This is a genomic window from Allobosea sp. P1_A7 (assembly GCF_056406775.1).
In genome coordinates, this window is record NZ_JBFTZN010000018.1 from 63,441 (window position 1) to 80,074 (window position 16,634).

Annotated in this window: 14 protein-coding genes and 2 pseudogenes; 7 read left to right on the forward strand and 9 right to left on the reverse strand. The window is 65.4% G+C overall.

Annotated elements, in window-relative coordinates:
- Positions 1–122: 122 nt before the first annotated feature.
- The gene (locus tag AC1D34_RS05005) at positions 123–653 is read right to left on the reverse strand and encodes a CDP-alcohol phosphatidyltransferase family protein (RefSeq protein WP_441507644.1); all 531 of its coding nucleotides are present in this window, start codon (positions 651–653) and stop codon (positions 123–125) included.
- A gap of 141 nt (positions 654–794) precedes the next feature.
- Between AC1D34_RS05005 and purM the strand changes: the two genes are divergently transcribed.
- Both purM and purN read left to right on the forward strand, forming a co-directional pair.
- Positions 795–1,868: a phosphoribosylformylglycinamidine cyclo-ligase gene (gene purM / locus AC1D34_RS05010; RefSeq protein WP_441491721.1), complete on the forward strand. Its 1,074-nt coding sequence runs from the start codon at positions 795–797 to the stop codon at positions 1,866–1,868.
- Between the two features lie 53 nt (positions 1,869–1,921).
- Positions 1,922–2,485, forward strand: a complete 564-nt coding sequence (gene purN / locus AC1D34_RS05015) for a phosphoribosylglycinamide formyltransferase (RefSeq protein WP_441507672.1) — start codon at positions 1,922–1,924, stop codon at positions 2,483–2,485.
- Here the strand turns inward: purN and AC1D34_RS05020 are convergent.
- Positions 2,416–3,195 (reverse strand): helix-turn-helix transcriptional regulator, encoded by a 780-nt coding sequence (locus tag AC1D34_RS05020; protein ID WP_476823649.1) that lies wholly within the window; start codon positions 3,193–3,195, stop codon positions 2,416–2,418. The genes purN and AC1D34_RS05020 overlap by 70 nt on opposite strands.
- 120 nt (positions 3,196–3,315) lie before the next feature.
- Between AC1D34_RS05020 and AC1D34_RS05025 the strand changes: the two genes are divergently transcribed.
- Positions 3,316–4,038, forward strand: coding sequence for a glutathione S-transferase family protein (locus AC1D34_RS05025; protein WP_441507641.1), 723 nt, complete (start codon positions 3,316–3,318; stop codon positions 4,036–4,038).
- Here AC1D34_RS05025 and AC1D34_RS05030 read toward each other — a convergent pair.
- Positions 4,022–4,384 (reverse strand): hypothetical protein, encoded by a 363-nt coding sequence (locus AC1D34_RS05030; protein WP_441507640.1) that lies wholly within the window; start codon positions 4,382–4,384, stop codon positions 4,022–4,024. The genes AC1D34_RS05025 and AC1D34_RS05030 overlap by 17 nt on opposite strands.
- 111 nt (positions 4,385–4,495) lie before the next feature.
- On the reverse strand, positions 4,496–6,583 hold the full coding sequence (locus AC1D34_RS05035) for a molybdopterin-containing oxidoreductase family protein (protein WP_476823650.1): 2,088 nt from the start codon (positions 6,581–6,583) through the stop codon (positions 4,496–4,498).
- A 139-nt stretch (positions 6,584–6,722) separates the two neighbouring features.
- On the opposite strand from AC1D34_RS05035, the gene AC1D34_RS05040 reads away from it, so the two are divergent.
- On the forward strand, positions 6,723–7,541 hold the full coding sequence (locus AC1D34_RS05040; protein ID WP_441507638.1) for a MipA/OmpV family protein: 819 nt from the start codon (positions 6,723–6,725) through the stop codon (positions 7,539–7,541).
- A gap of 66 nt (positions 7,542–7,607) precedes the next feature.
- On the opposite strand, the gene ndk is transcribed toward AC1D34_RS05040, so the two are convergent.
- Positions 7,608–8,030: a nucleoside-diphosphate kinase gene (ndk, locus tag AC1D34_RS05045; RefSeq protein ID WP_441491726.1), complete on the reverse strand. Its 423-nt coding sequence runs from the start codon at positions 8,028–8,030 to the stop codon at positions 7,608–7,610.
- 224 nt (positions 8,031–8,254) lie between these two features.
- Here ndk and AC1D34_RS05050 point away from each other — a divergent pair.
- Positions 8,255–8,644: pseudogene (locus AC1D34_RS05050) on the forward strand (DUF2147 domain-containing protein); the annotation flags it as partial.
- Positions 8,645–8,780: 136 nt separating this feature from the next.
- On the opposite strand, the gene AC1D34_RS05055 reads toward AC1D34_RS05050, so the two are convergent.
- The 4 genes from AC1D34_RS05055 to gatB form a co-directional block, all read right to left on the reverse strand.
- A complete protein-coding gene (locus tag AC1D34_RS05055; protein ID WP_441507636.1) occupies positions 8,781–9,488 on the reverse strand; it encodes a glutathione S-transferase N-terminal domain-containing protein in 708 nt (235 codons plus the stop codon).
- A gap of 147 nt (positions 9,489–9,635) precedes the next feature.
- Positions 9,636–10,124 carry a GNAT family N-acetyltransferase gene (locus AC1D34_RS05060; protein ID WP_441491729.1) on the reverse strand — a complete coding sequence of 163 codons (489 nt, stop codon included), beginning with the start codon at positions 10,122–10,124 and terminating at the stop codon, positions 9,636–9,638.
- Between the two features lie 120 nt (positions 10,125–10,244).
- Complete coding sequence (locus AC1D34_RS05065; protein WP_441491730.1) at positions 10,245–10,751, reverse strand: GNAT family N-acetyltransferase; 507 nt, start codon at positions 10,749–10,751, stop codon at positions 10,245–10,247.
- Positions 10,748–12,229, reverse strand: coding sequence for an Asp-tRNA(Asn)/Glu-tRNA(Gln) amidotransferase subunit GatB (gene gatB, locus AC1D34_RS05070; protein WP_441491731.1), 1,482 nt, complete (start codon positions 12,227–12,229; stop codon positions 10,748–10,750). The genes AC1D34_RS05065 and gatB overlap by 4 nt, the downstream gene beginning before the upstream one ends.
- A 228-nt stretch (positions 12,230–12,457) precedes the next feature.
- Between gatB and AC1D34_RS05075 the strand changes: the two genes are divergently transcribed.
- On the forward strand, positions 12,458–13,615 hold the full coding sequence (locus tag AC1D34_RS05075) for an efflux RND transporter periplasmic adaptor subunit (protein ID WP_441507635.1): 1,158 nt from the start codon (positions 12,458–12,460) through the stop codon (positions 13,613–13,615).
- A 72-nt stretch (positions 13,616–13,687) separates the two neighbouring features.
- A pseudogene (locus tag AC1D34_RS05080) lies at positions 13,688–16,593 on the forward strand (efflux RND transporter permease subunit).
- Positions 16,594–16,634: the final 41 nt, after the last annotated feature.

Genomic DNA, 16,634 nt, shown 5'->3' on the forward strand with positions numbered 1-16,634 from the left:
GGCAGTCCCCGGCGGATTCCGCGATGCGAGATCATCGACCGCGTCCACGAAGATGGGTGAACACGGAGCAAGTTCCAAGCCGCAGCACTGAAACGGACGCAATGGCGCCCGCTCGCCGCAGGTCAGGCCGCCATATGGCGCAGCCAGAACGCGAGATAGGCCGCCATTGATCCCAGCGTCAATACGGCGACCAGGAGTTGGCCGACATCGATCGCCGGCCCGGGATCGACCCCGAAGGCTTTGCTCCCGAGCATCAGCGCGGCGAAAATGAGCTGTGCTGCCGTGTTGAGCTTGCTGACCACGAAAGGAGCGATCTCGACGGGTTTTTCCATCACCCAGGACAGGATCACGGCGGAGACGATCATCAGGTCGCGCGAGACCACCAGGACGACCAGCCAGACCGGGATAGCCCCGACCAGCGCAAGCGTGATGTAGATCGAGACGATCAACGCCTTGTCCGCGACGGGGTCGAGATAGGCGCCGAGCTCGCTGGTCATGCCGAAGCGCTTGGCGATGAATCCATCGACCGCGTCCGAGACGCCGGCCGCCACGAAGAGGATGAAGGCCGTCTCCCAGCGTCCATTGGTGATCATCACCACGACGAGCGGCACCAGAAACAGCCGGCCGATGGTGATGAGGTTGGGAAGGGTCATGCTCTTCCGGATTCGCAGCGCTGTCCTGTGCGACGCTAGAGCCCGAAACGGTGCACCGGCAAGGCCGAATCCGTCATAGCGGCTTGCAAGGCGCGGCTGGCTTGCCTATCGCTCGCGCGAACGGAATGAAAGCCGAGGACCATGAGCAAGCCAGGAGCGAACGGACTGACCTATGCGCAGGCGGGCGTCGACATCGATGCCGGCAACGCGATGGTCGATGCCATCAAGCCGCTGGTGCGTGCCACGCGCCGCCCCGGTGCCGATGCGGAGATCGGAGGCTTCGGCGGCCTCTTCGATCTGAAGGCTGCGGGCTTCAATGACCCGATCCTGGTCGCCGCCAATGACGGCGTCGGCACGAAGGTCAAGATCGCGATCGAAAGCGGGCGGCATTCGACGATCGGCATCGACCTCGTCGCGATGTGCGTCAACGACCTGATCGTGCAGGGCGCCGAGCCGCTGCTGTTCCTCGACTATTACGCTACCGGCAAGCTCGATCCGCAGGTCGGCGTCGAGATCGTGCGCGGCATCGCCGATGGCTGCCGGCAAGCCGGCTGCGCGCTGATCGGCGGCGAAACTGCCGAGATGCCCGGCATGTATGCCGAGAAGGATTATGACCTCGCGGGCTTCGCGGTCGGCGCCGCCGAGCGCGGGGCACTGCTGCCGCGTGCGGATCTCGTGCCCGGCGACGTGGTCTTCGGCCTGCCCTCCTCCGGCGTCCATTCCAACGGCTACTCGCTGGTCCGGCGCATTGTCGCTCTGTCGGGACTGAGCTGGGAGGCTCCCGCCCCCTTCGCACCTGAGACCAGCCTCGCCGAAGCGCTGCTCGTGCCGACACGCATCTATGTAAAGCCCTTGCTGGCTGCGCTGAAGGCGACGGCGGGCATCAAGGCCCTTGCCCACATCACGGGTGGCGGCTTCCCCGACAATATTCCGCGCGTGCTGCCCGAAGGGCTCGGCGTTGCGCTCGATCTTGCGGCCATTCCGGTTCCGCCAGTCTTCGGCTGGCTTGCCAAGGTCGGCGGTGTTGCCGAGCGCGAGATGCTTCGCACCTTCAATTGCGGTATCGGCATGATCGTCACCGCTGAAGCCGGCAAGGCCGGCGAGGTCGAGGCCGCCCTGAGGGACGCCGGCGAAGCGCCGGTGCGGCTTGGCGAGATCGTCCCGGTCGCGGCCGGCGAAGAGCCGGTGAGCTATCGCGGGACGCTCAGCCTGTGATTCAGCCGGCGCGTCGTCGCACCGCGATCCTGATCTCGGGGCGCGGTTCCAACATGGCCGCGCTGATCGAGGCGGCGCAGGCCGGCGACTATCCGGCCGAGATCGCTCTTGTGCTCTCGAACGTGCCCGAGGCCGGTGGCCTGGCCCGGGCTGCGGCTGCCGGTGTGCCCGTCGCAACCGTCGATCACCGCTCCTTCGGTCGGGATCGTGAGGCTTTCGAGCGCGCCATGGACGATGTCCTGCGCGTCAACCAGATCGAGCTCATCGCGCTCGCCGGCTTCATGCGCATCCTGACGCCCTGGTTCGTCAGGCGCTGGGAAGGACGGCTGCTCAATATCCACCCCTCGCTGCTTCCCCTGTTCAAGGGCACGCATACTCATCGCCAGGCTCTCGAAGCCGGGGTCAGGGAGCATGGCTGCAGCGTGCATTTCGTCGTGCCGGAGCTCGATGCCGGGCCGGTGATCGCACAGACCCGGGTTCCCGTGCTCGCCGGCGACGATGAGGATGCCCTGGCGCACCGCGTGCTCGGCGTCGAACACGCGCTCTATCAGCGGGCGCTGGCGGAGGTTGCCTCCGGCAGGGCCACGCTGGCGGGGGGYGAGGTCGTGCGCGGCTGATCGATCGGGCAGGATCGGGCCTGTGCCGCCTCTTCCTCTTCCTTCTCCCAGCGACGKAACAGATCGGCCCGTCTTGCTGGATAGCGCTCTTCGCGCGGGACGAGATCGGTGATGCGATCCGTGCGAAAATGCCGGAAGGCCTGCCGCAGCTCGCACCAGGCGATGACGATCCGCACCCGCTCGTAGAATGTCATGCCGATCGGCCAGATCATCCGGTCGGTCTCCTGACCGGCCTCGTCGCGATACCGGATCGCGAGCTTGCGGCCCTGGCGGATCGCAGCCCTGATACCGGCGGCATCGATCTGATCGACCGGTTGGTCGCAGCGATAGGCCGGCGCGAACAGGGCGCCATCGAGCAGGATCGGCCGCAGATGCGGCGGCAGGACGGCTGCGACCTTGCTGACGACGTCTTCCGCCGCGCGTGCCAGCACCGGGTCGGCACGCTCGCCAAGCCAGCGCATGCCGACGAGAACCGCCTCGATCTCGTCCGGCGAGAGCATCAGCGGCGGCAGATCGAAGCCAGCGTCGAGCACATAGCCGATGCCGGCCTCGCCGCGCACCGGCACGCCCTGTCGCATCAATGCGCCGATATCGCGGTAGATCGTCCGCACCGAGACATCGAGCTCGGCGGCGAGGGTATCGGCCGTCACCGGCCTGCGACGTCGGCGCAGGCCCTGGATCAGATCGAGCAGACGTTCGGCACGTTGCATGACGAGGAATTCCCAAGCATCAGGTTGGGCAGGAGAATGCTCTAGCTCTGCTGACAAGAGTTGTCAGCAGTCTGTCAGCAGAAAACCAACGCCTTGCCTCTGCCAATGGGAGGATTTCGCATGATCACGCTACAGGTCTTCGGACCCGGGTTCGGCCTGCCGGACCCGAGCCCTTTCTGCATGAAGGCGGACATCCTCCTGCAGATGTCCGGCCTCCCGCATGAGCGCAAGATCGGCAATATGAGGCGGGCGCCCAAGGGCAAGCTGCCGCTGATCATCGACGCTGGCGAGATCGTCGCCGACAGCACCTTCATCAGACTGCATCTGGAGCGGAAATACGGCATCGACTTCGACAAGGGCCTGACGCCGGAACAGCGCGGCATCGCCTGGGCCGTCGAGAAGATGCTGGAGGATCATCTCTACTGGTTCGTGGTCAGCGAGCGCTGGGCCAATGACAGCAATTTCAACCGGGGGCCGCTTCAGTTCTTCAGAGTCGTGCCGGCGCCGTTGCGACCGCTGGTTGCCGCGATGGTCAAACGCCAGGTGCAGCGCACGCTCAAGGGCCAGGGCACCGGGCGCCACAGCCCGGTTGAACAGGCGGAACTCGCCCGGCATGCGCTGGGAGCCGCCGCCGCGATTCTGGGCGAGCGGCCCTATCTGATGGGCAGCGAGCCTTGCGGCGCGGACGCCACGCTTGGCGCCTTTCTGGCCTCGGGGCTGTGCACGCTCTTCGAGTCGCCGATACGCGGCCTGATCGAAAGCCACCCCAATCTCGTCGCCTATGCGGCGCGGATCGGGGCGCGCTATTTCGCCGACCGGAAGCTGATCAGCTCGGCCGCCTGAGCTTGCAGCGATCGATGAAATCGTAGCCCTTGGCGCGGGCGCTGTCGTTGAAATAGCCGGTTTCGCGGAAGGCCTGGATCTCGTCCTTGGTCATCGCGTTGACGGTGCCCTTGGCATAGCAGCTGCAAGGCGTGTGGACGGCTTCACGCGTCGTGCCGATCAGCTGCGACTGGGTGACCAGGCAGGCATCGAAGGCCCGAAGCTGGATCATGTAGGGCGTCAGGTTCTTGGCGGTCGGATCGGGCGGCGGCAAGGCGCTCGTGCCGCTCGCGGCCTGGGCCGAAACCGCAGCCATCATCAGGAACCCACCGGCCAGAACGACCGCACCTATCCGCCGCATCTTCATGATTCCGCAGTTCCTTCGACACATGCCCATGCCGGGGCAAGCATCATCCATGCCTCGCCCGCGCGCGGCGGAATGGTCACAGCCCTCCGTAAAGGTCAAGTGGCCGATCAGTCACGCCTTCTTGATCCACACTTTGTTGTCGTGGAAGGCGGCCCCGCCGAAGGGAGCGACCGCATCGGCGCCGGTGATGGTGTTGATGCCGCGCCCATGCTTGTGCGCCGCATTCGGCCAGATCGATTCGGCAATGACGACGCCGCGCACCACGCCGGAGAAGAACTTCGCCGTCAGATGCACGCTGCCGCGCCGGTTGCCGATAACGACTTCGCCGCCATCGGAAATGCCGAGCCCTTCCGCGTCCTGCGGATGCATCATCAAGCTCGGTCCGCCCTCCTTCTTCTGCGAGCTTGGTGTCTCGGTGAAGGTCGAGTTGAGGAAGCTGCGGGCGGGGCTGGTCGCGAGGCGGAAGGGATGCGTCTCGTCCGTGTTCTCGATTACGCCCCAATGATCGGGAAGACCCGGCATCTGGCTGTAGGGGCCGACCGGGCCGTCATTGGCGTTGGGCACCTTCGGCCAGTCCGGCTTGAAGCGGAACTTGCCGTCGCGATAGCCGAAACCGTCGACGTAATGCGCGCGATCGAACCCCGGCTGGATGTCGTGGAAATCAGCCGCGATCAGCTCGTCCAGCGTGCCGCGGCCGGTCTCGCGCAGCGTCCAGTCGACGATCTCGCGCGGCGTCATCGCGAACCCGCGATGTTCGGCGCCCAGGCGCTCGGCAAGCGCACAGATCACCTCGTGGTTCGAGCGGCACTCGCCAGGCGGCTCGACGAGCTTGCCACCCCACATGATGTGCTGATGCCCGCCGCCCTGGTAGAGGTCGTCATGCTCCATGAACTGCGTCGCCGGCAGCACGATGTCGGCCATGGCTGCGGTCTCGGTCATGAACTGCTCGTGCACGACCGTGAACAGGTCGTCGCGGGCAAAGCCCTGCTTGACCAGTTCCTGCTCGGGCGCAACAGAGACGGGATTGGTGTTCTGGATGAAGAGCGCCTTCACGGGCCCGCCCTGGCGCAAGGCCTCGGCGTCGCCAGTCAAAACCCTGCCGATCTGCGACTGGTCGAGCTGGCGGATGCGGGGATCCCGGACATCCAGCCCTTCGATCAGGCTCTTGCGCCACTGGTAGATGCCGCTGTTCGAATGAAAGGCGCCGCCGCCTTCGTACTGCCAGGCGCCTGTCACCGTCGGGACGCAGAGCGCCGCATGCATGTTCACCGCACCGTTGCGCTGGCGTGCGAAGCCATAGCCGAGGCGAAAGAAGCTGCGTTTGCGGGTGCCGACCAGGGTCGCGAATTCCTCGATCGCGGCGACGTCGAGTCCGGTGATCGCAGCCGCCCATTCCGGCGTGCGGCTGGCGAGATGCTCCTCGAGTTCGGCGGGCGCATCAGTGTAGCGCGCGAGATAGTCGCGGTCGGCATGGCCGTCGCGGAAGAGGACATGCATGACGGCGCAGGCGAGCGCGCCATCGGTACCCGGGCGCAGCACCAACGCGAGATCGGCCTGGGCCAGCGTCGGGTTGTGGTAGATGTCGATGGCGACGATCTTGGCGCCGCGCTCCTTCCGCGCCTTGATCGCGTGATGCATGACATTGACCTGGGTGTGCACGGCGTTCGTGCCCCAGATCACTACGCAGTCCGATTTCGCCATCTCGCGCGGATCGGGACCGGCGAGCCGGCCCGTGCCGGCGATGAACCCGGTCCAGGCCATCGTGGTGCAGATCGTCGAATACTGGCCGGAGTAGCGCTTGACGTTGCGCAGCCGGTTGATGCCGTCACGCATCACCAGCCCCATCGTGCCGGCATAGTAATAGGGCCAGACGGCGTCGGCGCCGTGCTCGGCCTCGATCGCGAGGAAGCGGCGTGCGGTTTCGTCCAGCGCCTCATCCCAGGAGATACGCTCGAACTGCCCGGAGCCCTTCGGTCCGGTGCGGCGCAAGGGGTGCAGCAGCCGGTCCGGATGATGGATGCGCTCGGAATACCGCGCCACCTTCGCGCAGATCACGCCGTYGGTGTAGCTCTGGCGCTTGCTGCCGCGCACCCGCCCGATGCTGCGCCCGTCGATCACCTCGACTTCCAGCGAACAGGCCGATGGGCAGTCATGCGGGCAGACTGACGGCAGATGCGTGATGCGGGGCAGTTCGGTCATGGATGATCCTTCAGCCCGCTACTGGTGACGCGCCGGGCTTTTGCGGTCAATGCCGGCGGCGTCAACCCGGGATTAACGATAACGCTTCAGATTGTCGGAACTTCCGCTTGCCAAGGCGCCGTTGCGCCGGAGTTCGATAATGCGTTGCGTTGCGTTTCTGACCGGCCTTGCGGCCAGTCTCTGCCTGTCGCCTGCCGGCTCAGCTCAAGCCCAGTCCAGCGATTACACCACCCTCACCTCCCCCGAATCCGTCCAGAACTGGCACCTGACCCTGGGAGGCGGCCTGCGCTACACGCCGGACTATTCCGGTTCGAACGACTATGTCTTCCGGCCGCGGGCGATCGTGAACCTGGCGCGTGGCACCAAGAGCACCTGGTGGTCATCGGAAGACGATGCGATCAGCATCGGATTCTTCTCCGGCAAGGCCTGGCGCGTCGGCTTCTCCGGCAACCTGCTCTGGGAGCGCAAGGCGAGCACCAACCCTGCGCTGATCGGCATGCCGGACGTCAAGTTCGGCGCCGAGCTCGGCGGTTTTGTCGAATTCTACCCGACCTCCTGGCTGCGCGGCCGCGTCGACCTGCGCCGCGGCGTGATCACGCATGACGCGCTTGTCGCCGAATTCAAGATCGACGCCTTCCAGAAGATCGGGGCCTGGACGATCGGCGCCGGCCCGCGCATGAGCGTCGTCGGGGCCGACTATGTCCGGACCTATTTCGGCGGCAATTACGCGGGCAGAGGCGGCCTGCTGCAGCGTTACAATGCTGGGATCAACTCGATCGGCGCGATCGCGCAGGTGACCTATAACTGGTCCGAGAAGCTGCAGACGACTGCCTATCTCGAATACAAGCACCTCGTCGGCGATGCGACCAGATCGCCGATCGTCAAGCCGTTCGGCTCACGGGATTCGCTGACTGTCGGCGTCTCCGCCAGCTACGCCTTCGATCTCGGCTTCAAATAGTTCCCCGAACGAAAACGGCGGAGCCACTGGCTCCGCCGTTCGAAGACGATCAGCAGTCGCGCCGCGTCAGCCGACGATCTCGTTGCCGGCGAAGAACTGCGCGATCTCGATGGCGGCGGTCTCCGGCGCATCCGAACCGTGAGCGGTGTTCTCACCAACCGACTCGGCGAAGAGCTTGCGGATCGTGCCCTCGGCGGCATTCGCCGGGTTGGTGGCGCCCATCACGTCGCGATAGGTGGCGATGGCGTTCTCGCCTTCCAGGACCTGAACGACGACCGGGCCGGACGTCATGAACTCGACCAGCTCGCCGAAGAAGGGCCGTTCCTTGTGGACGGCATAGAAGGTCTCGGCCTGGCCCTTGGTCATCTGAATGCGCTTCTGCGCGACGATGCGCAGGCCAGCCTTCTCGATCACCGCGTTGACCGCGCCGGTCAGGTTGCGCCGCGTCGCGTCGGGCTTGAGAATGGAAAAGGTACGCTGGACAGCCATCGTTGGTTCCTTAGGGACAATCTGGAGAATGCGGCGGCTTATAGCTGCCGCCTCCCCGCCCTACAAGGCTGCCCGGCCGGCTTCGTTTGCCTGTCCTGCTCCGTGTCGGTCCRGCGGGAGCCGTCCATCAAGCCCGACGCGTCTCCAGCTTGAAGCGAAAGCCGGCTCGGATATAGTTCATATCTGAACCATGCAGCCATAGCTGGTCGAAACGGGAGGATCGCATGCGCTTTCACAAGACCTCGGCCAGGGCCGCTCTGCTCGGATTCGCGACGCTGGCACTCGCCGGCACCGGCTCCGCCCTGGCACAGGATGTCAGCGGCACCTGGCTGCGCGATAGCGGGGCCTCGCGGGTGCGCTTTGCCAAATGCGGCGAGGCGATGTGCGGCACACTGGCCTGGCTGAAGGACACGAACGGCCCCGCCAAGGTCGGCCAGCGCATCTTCTACGACATGAAGCCGACCGGCGCCGGCAAATGGAGCGGCAGCGCCTTCAATCCGGAGGATGGCAAGACCTATTCCGGCACGATGTCCTTGTCCGGAGATGCGCTGACCACCTCGGGCTGCGTGCTCGGCGGTATCATCTGCCGCTCGGTGAAATGGACTCGGGCGAACCGACGCGACGAGCTTAGGGCGCTGTCCGGTCAACTGCGCCGTCAGCAACCGGCATCTGGGCCGCCAGCCCGGCACGCGCCGAGCGTGGCGGGAGGGCGACGGTCAACCCAAGGTCGACCATCGCCAATGGATCAGCTCAGCGGGCCCGCTGCCCGAACAGAACGGCCTTCTCTTCCGGCGTGCTGATGCCGGCCGGATTGCGCAGTTCAGCGCCGATCGCGAGGCCGCGCTGCACGGCCGGGCGGGCCTGCATCGTTTCCAGCCAGCGCCCGACATTCGGGAACTGCCTGATGTCCTGCCCTTGCTTCTCCCAGCCTCTGGCCCAGCCGATGCAGGCCATGTCGGCAATCGAGTAAGCGCCGCAGATATAGTCGCGGCCCTCGAGACGGCGATTGAGCACGCCATAGAGCCGGTTGGCCTCGTTGGTGTAGCGATCGATGGCGTAAGGCAGCTTCTCGGGCGCGTAGATGCGGAAATGATGGGTCTGGCCGAGCATCGGCCCAAAGCCGCCCATCTGCCAGAACAGCCATTCATCGACCGCGACGCGGCCACGCTCATCGGCAGGGTAGTATTGTCCGGTCTTGCGGCCGAGATATTGCAGGATCGCACCGGACTCGAAGACCGAGATCGGCTCTCCGCCGGGCCCATCATGATCGACGATCGCCGGCATGCGATTATTCGGCGAGATCTCCAGGAAGTCGGGCTTGAACTGATCGCCCTTGCCGATATTCACGGGGATGAGGTTGTAAGGGAGCCCGCACTCCTCGAGCATGATGGTGATTTTCCAGCCGTTGGGCGTCGGCCAGTAGTAGAGATCGATCGGCTTTGACGAACGTGCGAGCATCACAGCTTTCCTGTCGCGATTGGGCCGGGATCTGATGTAGGCCGCCCGGCAGGCCGTCGGTAGGGTTGCCGACCTGCTTGGCAAGCAGGTTGGTCATGTCCGGGCATGGTAAGCCGCCCGCGATCGGCCTGGACGGCTCTGCGGCCTTCAGACCGGCTTCTTGAAGCCTTCGTGGCTCTGGTCGAAGCCAAGATTGCGATAGAAGCGATGGGCGTCGGTGCGAGCCTTGTGCGAGGTCAGCTCGACCAGCCCCGCTCCCTTCTCCTTTGCGAAGGCGAGCCCGTGGGTCATCATCACTGCGCCGATCCCCATTCCCCGCGTTTCCGGCGCAACGTGGACACTCTCGAACTTCGCACGCTTGCGCCCTCGTGCGGCGAAACCCGGAATGAGCGTGACCTGGAAGGTGCCGACGACCTCTCCGGCGCGCTCGGCGACGAAAAGTGTGGTGTCGGGACTCGCCAGAACCTCGTCGAAGGCCCGCTCATAGTCCGGGTGCGCGGCTTCAGCTGCGGCGTCCTGTTCCGTCACTTCCTGTGTCGCGGAGCCAAGCACGATCAGGCTGGCGACACGCTGGACATCGTCGCGCCGGGCCTGGCGAATGGAAATCTCGGACGGATCGATCTTGCTCTTGCTCATGGTCAGGCCTCCGGACCGCTGGACAGCCCCGCGGTTGGCGCGGTGTTAGCAAAGCCCTTTCTGAAACGGAACTCGGCATGCCGGCCCATGCGGCACGCTGACGGGCTCCGCCGGCTGCCGTCACTCGGCAAACAGGCGCTTTGCCATCAGCAAGGTGTTGGGCGTGTCGTCGCGGCCGTCGAAGCGGGCCGAGCGCTGCAGGAAGAAGCCCATCCGCTCGTAGAACGCGATCGCGGGCTCGTTCTGCAGCTCGACTTCCAGGCGYGCAACCGGCGCCAGGGGGAAATGGGCGAGCGTGACGTGCAGCAGGGTGCGGCCGATCCCGACGCCCTGATAGGTCGGCAGGACATAGAGCCGCGTCAGCAGCGCCGCCCGGTCGCGCTCCCGGCGGGCGGACGAGGTCGCAACGATCTGGTCATCGACCAGAGCGACGAGAAAGGCTTCGCCGTCGCGACCGAGCTGGGCGCTCAGATTCTCCAGCGAATGCCAGGCATTGGTGATCTCGGCGACACGCTGCCAGCCATAAATGCCGTCATAGGTGGCATGCCAGGTCTCGACCAACAGCGAGCGGACGGCCGGGAGATCGGCCGCAACCGCGTCGCGGATGATGAGCCTGTCTGGCGTCACTCGATACCCAGCTTCTTCTTCAGGATCTCGTTCAGCGCCTGCGGATTGGCCTTTCCGCCCGACGCCTTCATGGCCTGGCCGACGAACCAGCCAAGCATGGTCGGCTTCAGCTTGACCTGCTCGACCTTGTCGGGATTGCCGGCGATGATCTCGTCGACCGCCTTCTCGATCGCTCCAGTGTCGGTCACCTGCTTCATGCCGCGCGTCTCTACGATCTCGCGCGGATCGCCCCCTTCGGACCAGAGGATCTCGAACAGATCCTTGGCGATCTTGCCCGAAATGACGCTCTCGCCAAGCAGATCGACGAGGCCGCCGAGCTGGGCGGCAGAGACCGGCGAGGCGGTCACATCCTTGCCTTCCTTGTTCAGGCGGCCGAACAACTCGTTGATCACCCAGTTGGCGGCGGCCTTGCCGTCGCGGCCCTTGGCGACAGCCTCGAAGTAATCCGCCTGCTCGCGCTCGGCGACGAGCACGGAGGCATCATAGGGCGTCAGGCCGTATTCGGCGATGAAGCGCGCCTTCTTGGCGTCGGGCAGTTCCGGCAGCGCTGCCTTCAGATGCTCGACGAAGGCATCGTCGAATTCGAGCGGCAGCAGGTCCGGGTCCGGGAAATAGCGATAATCATGCGCCTCCTCCTTGGAACGCATCGAACGGGTCTCGCCCTTGCCGGGATCATAGAGCCGCGTTTCCTGGTCGATCTTGCCGCCATCCTCGAGGATGCCAACCTGGCGGCGCGCCTCGACATCGACCGCCTGGCCGATGAAGCGGATCGAGTTGACGTTCTTGATCTCGCAGCGCGTGCCGAGGGGCTCGCCGGGGCGGCGCACCGAGACGTTGACGTCAGCGCGCAGGTTGCCCTTCTCCATGTCACCATCRCAGGTGCCGAGATAGCGCAGGATGGTGCGCAGCTTGGTGACAAAGGCCTTGGCCTCGTCGGCCGAGCGCAGGTCGGGGCGCGAGACGATCTCCATCAGCGCGACGCCGGAGCGGTTGAGATCGACGAAGCTCATCGTCGGATGCTGATCATGGATCGACTTGCCGGCATCCTGCTCCAGATGGAGGCGCTCGATGCCGACGCTGATCTGCTCGGTCGGCGAGAGATCGACGACGATCTCACCTTCGCCGACGATCGGGCTCTTGTACTGGCTGATCTGGTAGCCCTGCGGCAGGTCGGGATAAAAATAGTTCTTGCGATCGAACACGGACCGGTTGTTGATGCGCGCGTTCAACCCTAGGCCGGTACGAACTGCCTGACGCACGCATTCGGCATTGATCACCGGCAGCATGCCGGGCATGGCCGCGTCGACCAGGCTGACATGCTCGTTCGGCTCGCCCCCGAAGGCGGTGGAGGCGCCTGAGAAAAGTTTCGCGTTGGAGGTGACCTGGGCATGGATTTCCATGCCGATGATGATTTCCCAATCGCCGGTTGCACCCTTGATCAGCTTCTTCGGGTCGGCAGGGCGGGCATGCGCGTTCATATCGGTCTTCCAACTCTGGTCAGGTCGCGTCTTCGGTAGAACCTTGGCGCCCGGGCGGCAAGCGTCTGTTGCCATCCTGTCACCCCCTGGCCGGAATGTTGCTAATCTGTCGTCATTCGACGGTGCTGTCGAGTGACGGAACTTGACAATCGTCAGCACGCAACCTTTCTTGCGCGCGGCCCGGAAACCGAGAGTGGTTGCGCCGGCCCCGCTATCCGGAGTTTTTCCATGCGAATCCGCCGCTCAACGGGTCGGACTCTTGCCACCTTCGCGGTGCTGCTCGCGACGTCCGCCGCCACGGCCCTCGCCCAGGGCGCCCCACCGGCTCCGCCGGTCCAGACTGCAGCGCCGCTCGCCAAGCGCGTGACCAACTGGGACGAGTACACAGGCCGCTTCGAAGCGCGCGAGCAGGTCGAGATCAGGGCCCGCGTCTCCGGGTTCCTCGACAGCATCCATTTCCGCGACGGCGATCGGGTGAACAAGGGCGATCTACTCTTCACAATCGACCAGCGCCCGTATCAGCTTGCCGTCGATGCGGCACGCGCTGAAGTCGCGCGCGCCAAGGCCCAGGTCGAGCTCGCCCAGAACGAGGTCGAGCGCGCCGAGGCTCTGACGCAGAACCGGACGATCACGGTTCGCGACATTGACCAGCGCCGCGCCAACCTGAACGGTGCCGTCGCGTCCCAGCAGGCGGCCGAGGCCAATCTCAAGACCGCCGAGCTCAATCTGGAATGGACGCAGGTTCGCGCCCCCCTGTCCGGCCGGATCTCGAACAAGCGCGTCGATGCGGGCAACCTCGTCGCGGGCGGCCAGTCGGGTGCGACGCTGCTGACGACGATCGTCGCCACCGATCCGATCAATTTCGTGTTCGATACGTCGGAAGCCGATTACCTCCGCTATTCCAGGCTTGCCGGCGAACAGCGCGGGCTGACGAACCGTGAAAGCGCTCCGACCGCACAGGTCAGGCTCGCCGACGAGACGAGCTGGAAGCGCCAGGGCAAGATCGACTTCGTCGATAACGCCTTCAATGCCCGCTCAGGCACGATTCGCAGCCGCGCCGTATTCGAGAACAAGGATCAGTTCCTGACGCCCGGCACCTTTGGGCGCGTGCGCATCTATGCCGGCCAGGTCGACGCATTGCTCGTTCCCGACGCCGTCATCGTCTCGGACCAGGCCAGCAAGATCGTGCTGACGGTCGGCGCCGACAACAAGGTCGTGCCCAAGCCGGTAGTGCTCGGTCAGATCGCGGACGGGTTGCGTGTGATCACCAAGGGCCTGGAGAAGGACGACAAGGTCATCATCAACGGGCTCGCCAGCCCGATGGTGCGGCCGGGCGCGACCGTCACACCGCAGGCCGGCGAGATCAAGGTCGCCGCAACCAACTGACGGCTTACGCCGCCATCACCGGAAGCGGACGGCATCGGCCGCCCGCCCTGCCCTCCCGGCCAGGACCCCAGCATGTTCCGCTTTGCGCATTTCTTCATCGACCGGCCGATCTTCGCGACCGTTCTCTCGATCCTGCTGACGATCGCCGGCGCCATCGCGCAGCGCAGCCTGCCGATCGCGGAATATCCCGAGATCGCGCCGCCGACCGTCACGATCACCGCGACCTATCCGGGCGCATCGGCCGAGGTCGTCGCCTCGACCGTCGCAGCGCCGATCGAGCAGGAGGTCAACGGCGTCGACGATATGCTCTATATCTCGTCGCAATCGACCGGTGACGGGCGTGTTACGATCAGCGTCGTCTTCAAGGCCGGCACGGATGTCGACCAGGCACAGGTGCTGGTGCAGAACCGGGTCTCGGCGGCCGAACCGCGCCTGCCGCAGGACGTCCGTACGCTCGGCCTGCAGGTCCGCAAGGCCTCGCCCGACTTCCTGATGGTCATCCACATGCTGTCGCCCGACGGCTCGCGCGACCAGCAATACGTCTCGAATTACACGACGCTGAACGTGAAGGACGTGCTGACCCGCGTCGAAGGCGTCGGCGACGTGCAGGTCTTCGGCGCGCGCGACTACTCGATGCGTGTCTGGCTCGATCCCGCCAAGGTCGCGGCGCGCAATCTGACGGCCGGGGATGTCATCGCCGCGATCCGCGCCGCCAACATCCAGGTCGCCGCCGGAGCAATCAACCAGCCGCCGGCGAAGTCGGATGGCGCCTTCCAGCTTTCGGTCAATACGCAGGGACGCCTCACCAGCATCGACGAGTTCTACAACATCGTCGTCCGCGCGGACGCGGATGGCGGCACGATCCGCGTCCGCGACGTGGCCCGCGTCGAACTCGGCGCGCAGGACTATCTGTCGAACTCCTATCTCGACAACAAGGAAGCCGTCGCGATCGGCGTGTTCCAGCGTCCGGGCTCGAATGCGTTGTCGGCATCCGAAGCGCTCATCAAGACAATGGACGGGTTGTCGAAGAACTTCCCGGCCGGGGTCGAGATCTGGCGCAAGGCATGAGCGCCAAGGACGCAGCGCACAAGACCATGGACGAGGTCGGCGGCGCCCTGCTCGCGATTGCGCTCGTGCTGTGCGCCGTGTTCATCCCGACCGCCTTCATCACTGGTCTGCAGGGCACGTTCTACCAGCAGTTCGCAGTCACGATCGCAGCCTCAACGGCGATCTCGTGCTTCGTTTCGCTGACCCTGTCACCGGCGCTGTCGGCGATCCTGCTGAAGCCGCACAGCCATGAGGAGCCGAAGGGTTTCTTCGCGGCGATCAGTGCGCCGCTGCGTTGGTTCTTCAAATATTTCAACATGGCCTTCGACTGGCTCTCGCGCGCATACGGCGCGGCGACCTCGCGCCTGATCCGCGTCGGCGTCCTGATGCTGCTGGTCTATGCCGCCCTGATCGCGGTCGCCGGCCAGCGCCTGGCGGCGATTCCGACGGGCCTCGTCCCGCAGCTCGACCGCGGCTACTTCATCGCCGTCGTGCAGCTGCCTCCGGGCTCGTCGCTGCCGCGGACCGACGAGGTCATCCGCAAGGCGACCGACATGCTGCTGTCGCGGCCTGGCGTCGCCCATATCGTCGCCTTCGCCGGCCTTGATGGCGCAACCTTCACCCTGGCGCCCAATGCCGGCGTCGCCTTCGTCACCCTCACCGACTTCAGGGAAAGGGCCAAGGCGGGCCTCACGACCCAGGGCATCCTCAACGATCTGCGCAGCCAGCTGGGCCAGATCGGCGAGGCCTTCGCCCTGGTGATCGAGCCTCCTGCCGTTCCCGGAATCGGCAACGGCGGTGGTCTCAAGGGCTATGTCCAGGATCGCGGCGGGCGCGGCCTGCCGGCGCTCGAGGGCGCGACCTGGGCAGTGGCGGGAACCGCCGGCCAGGCTCCGGGCATCCAGCAGCCGTTCACGCTGTTCTCGACCAGGACGCCACAGATCTACGCCGATATCGACCGGACCAAGGCTGAAATGCTCGGTGTGCCCGTGACCCGGGTGTTCGAGACCCTGTCGGTCTATATGGGGTCGGCCTATGTCAACGATTTCAATATCCTGGGCCGCACCTTCCGGGTCACGGCGCAAGCCGACAATCCCTATCGGCTCGACATCCGCGACGTCGCGGCATTGAAGACGCGCAATGTCGACGGCGAGATGGTGCCGATCGGCTCGGTCGCGACCTTCTCCGACACGACCGGCGCCTATCGCGTGCCGCGCTACAACCTCTATCCGGCGGCCGAGGTCCAGCTTTCGATGGCGCGCGGTTACTCGACCGGCCAGGGCATCGCGGAGGTGGAGAAGATCGCGCAGCAGGTTCTGCCGGCCGGGTTCGGTTTCGAATGGACCGAGATCGCATTGCAGGAGAAGCTTGCCGGCAACACTGCGATCATCGCCTTCGGCCTCGCCGTCGTCTTCGTCTTCCTGCTGCTGGCGGCACTGTACGAGAGCTGGACCTTGCCGCTCGCCGTCATCCTGATCGTGCCGATGTGTATTCTCGCGGCGATGGTCGGCGTCGGTTACAAGGACTTCGATCGCAACGTGCTCGTCGATATCGGTCTCGTCGTGCTCGTCGGCCTTGCTGCGAAGAACGCGATCCTGATCGTCGAATTCGCCAAGCAGGCCGAGGACGAGGGCATGAGCCGGCGCGAGGCTGCGATCGCAGCGGCCAGGACCCGGTTGCGACCGATCCTGATGACGTCGCTCGCCTTCATCCTTGGCGTGCTGCCCCTGACGATCTCCGTCGGTGCCGGCGCCGAAATGCGCCAGGTTCTCGGCGTCGCGGTGTTCTCCGGCATGATCGGCGTGACGCTGTTCGGCCTGCTGTTCACCCCGGTCTTCTATGTGGTGGTGCGCTGGCTCGCTTCTGTGCTGAGCCGGAAGAAGAAGGGCGAGCCGACCGCCGGCAAGGATGCCCATCCGGCAGCCCACTGAAGCCTGCTGAACAACGAAACCCCGCCTTGCCGATCCGGCAA

Coding starts and splice junctions, on each gene's coding strand:
- AC1D34_RS05060 (WP_441491729.1), bottom strand. CDS start 10,124: ATGAGCAAGAGCAAGATCGATCCGTCCGAGATTTCCATTCGCCAGGCC.
- AC1D34_RS05005 (WP_441507644.1), bottom strand. CDS start 653: ATGACCCTTCCCAACCTCATCACCATCGGCCGGCTGTTTCTGGTGCCG.
- AC1D34_RS05040 (WP_441507638.1), top strand. CDS start 6,723: ATGCGTTGCGTTGCGTTTCTGACCGGCCTTGCGGCCAGTCTCTGCCTG.
- ndk (WP_441491726.1), bottom strand. CDS start 8,030: ATGGCTGTCCAGCGTACCTTTTCCATTCTCAAGCCCGACGCGACGCGG.
- AC1D34_RS05025 (WP_441507641.1), top strand. CDS start 3,316: ATGATCACGCTACAGGTCTTCGGACCCGGGTTCGGCCTGCCGGACCCG.
- AC1D34_RS05075 (WP_441507635.1), top strand. CDS start 12,458: ATGCGAATCCGCCGCTCAACGGGTCGGACTCTTGCCACCTTCGCGGTG.
- purM (WP_441491721.1), top strand. CDS start 795: ATGAGCAAGCCAGGAGCGAACGGACTGACCTATGCGCAGGCGGGCGTC.
- AC1D34_RS05055 (WP_441507636.1), bottom strand. CDS start 9,488: ATGCTCGCACGTTCGTCAAAGCCGATCGATCTCTACTACTGGCCGACG.
- AC1D34_RS05030 (WP_441507640.1), bottom strand. CDS start 4,384: ATGAAGATGCGGCGGATAGGTGCGGTCGTTCTGGCCGGTGGGTTCCTG.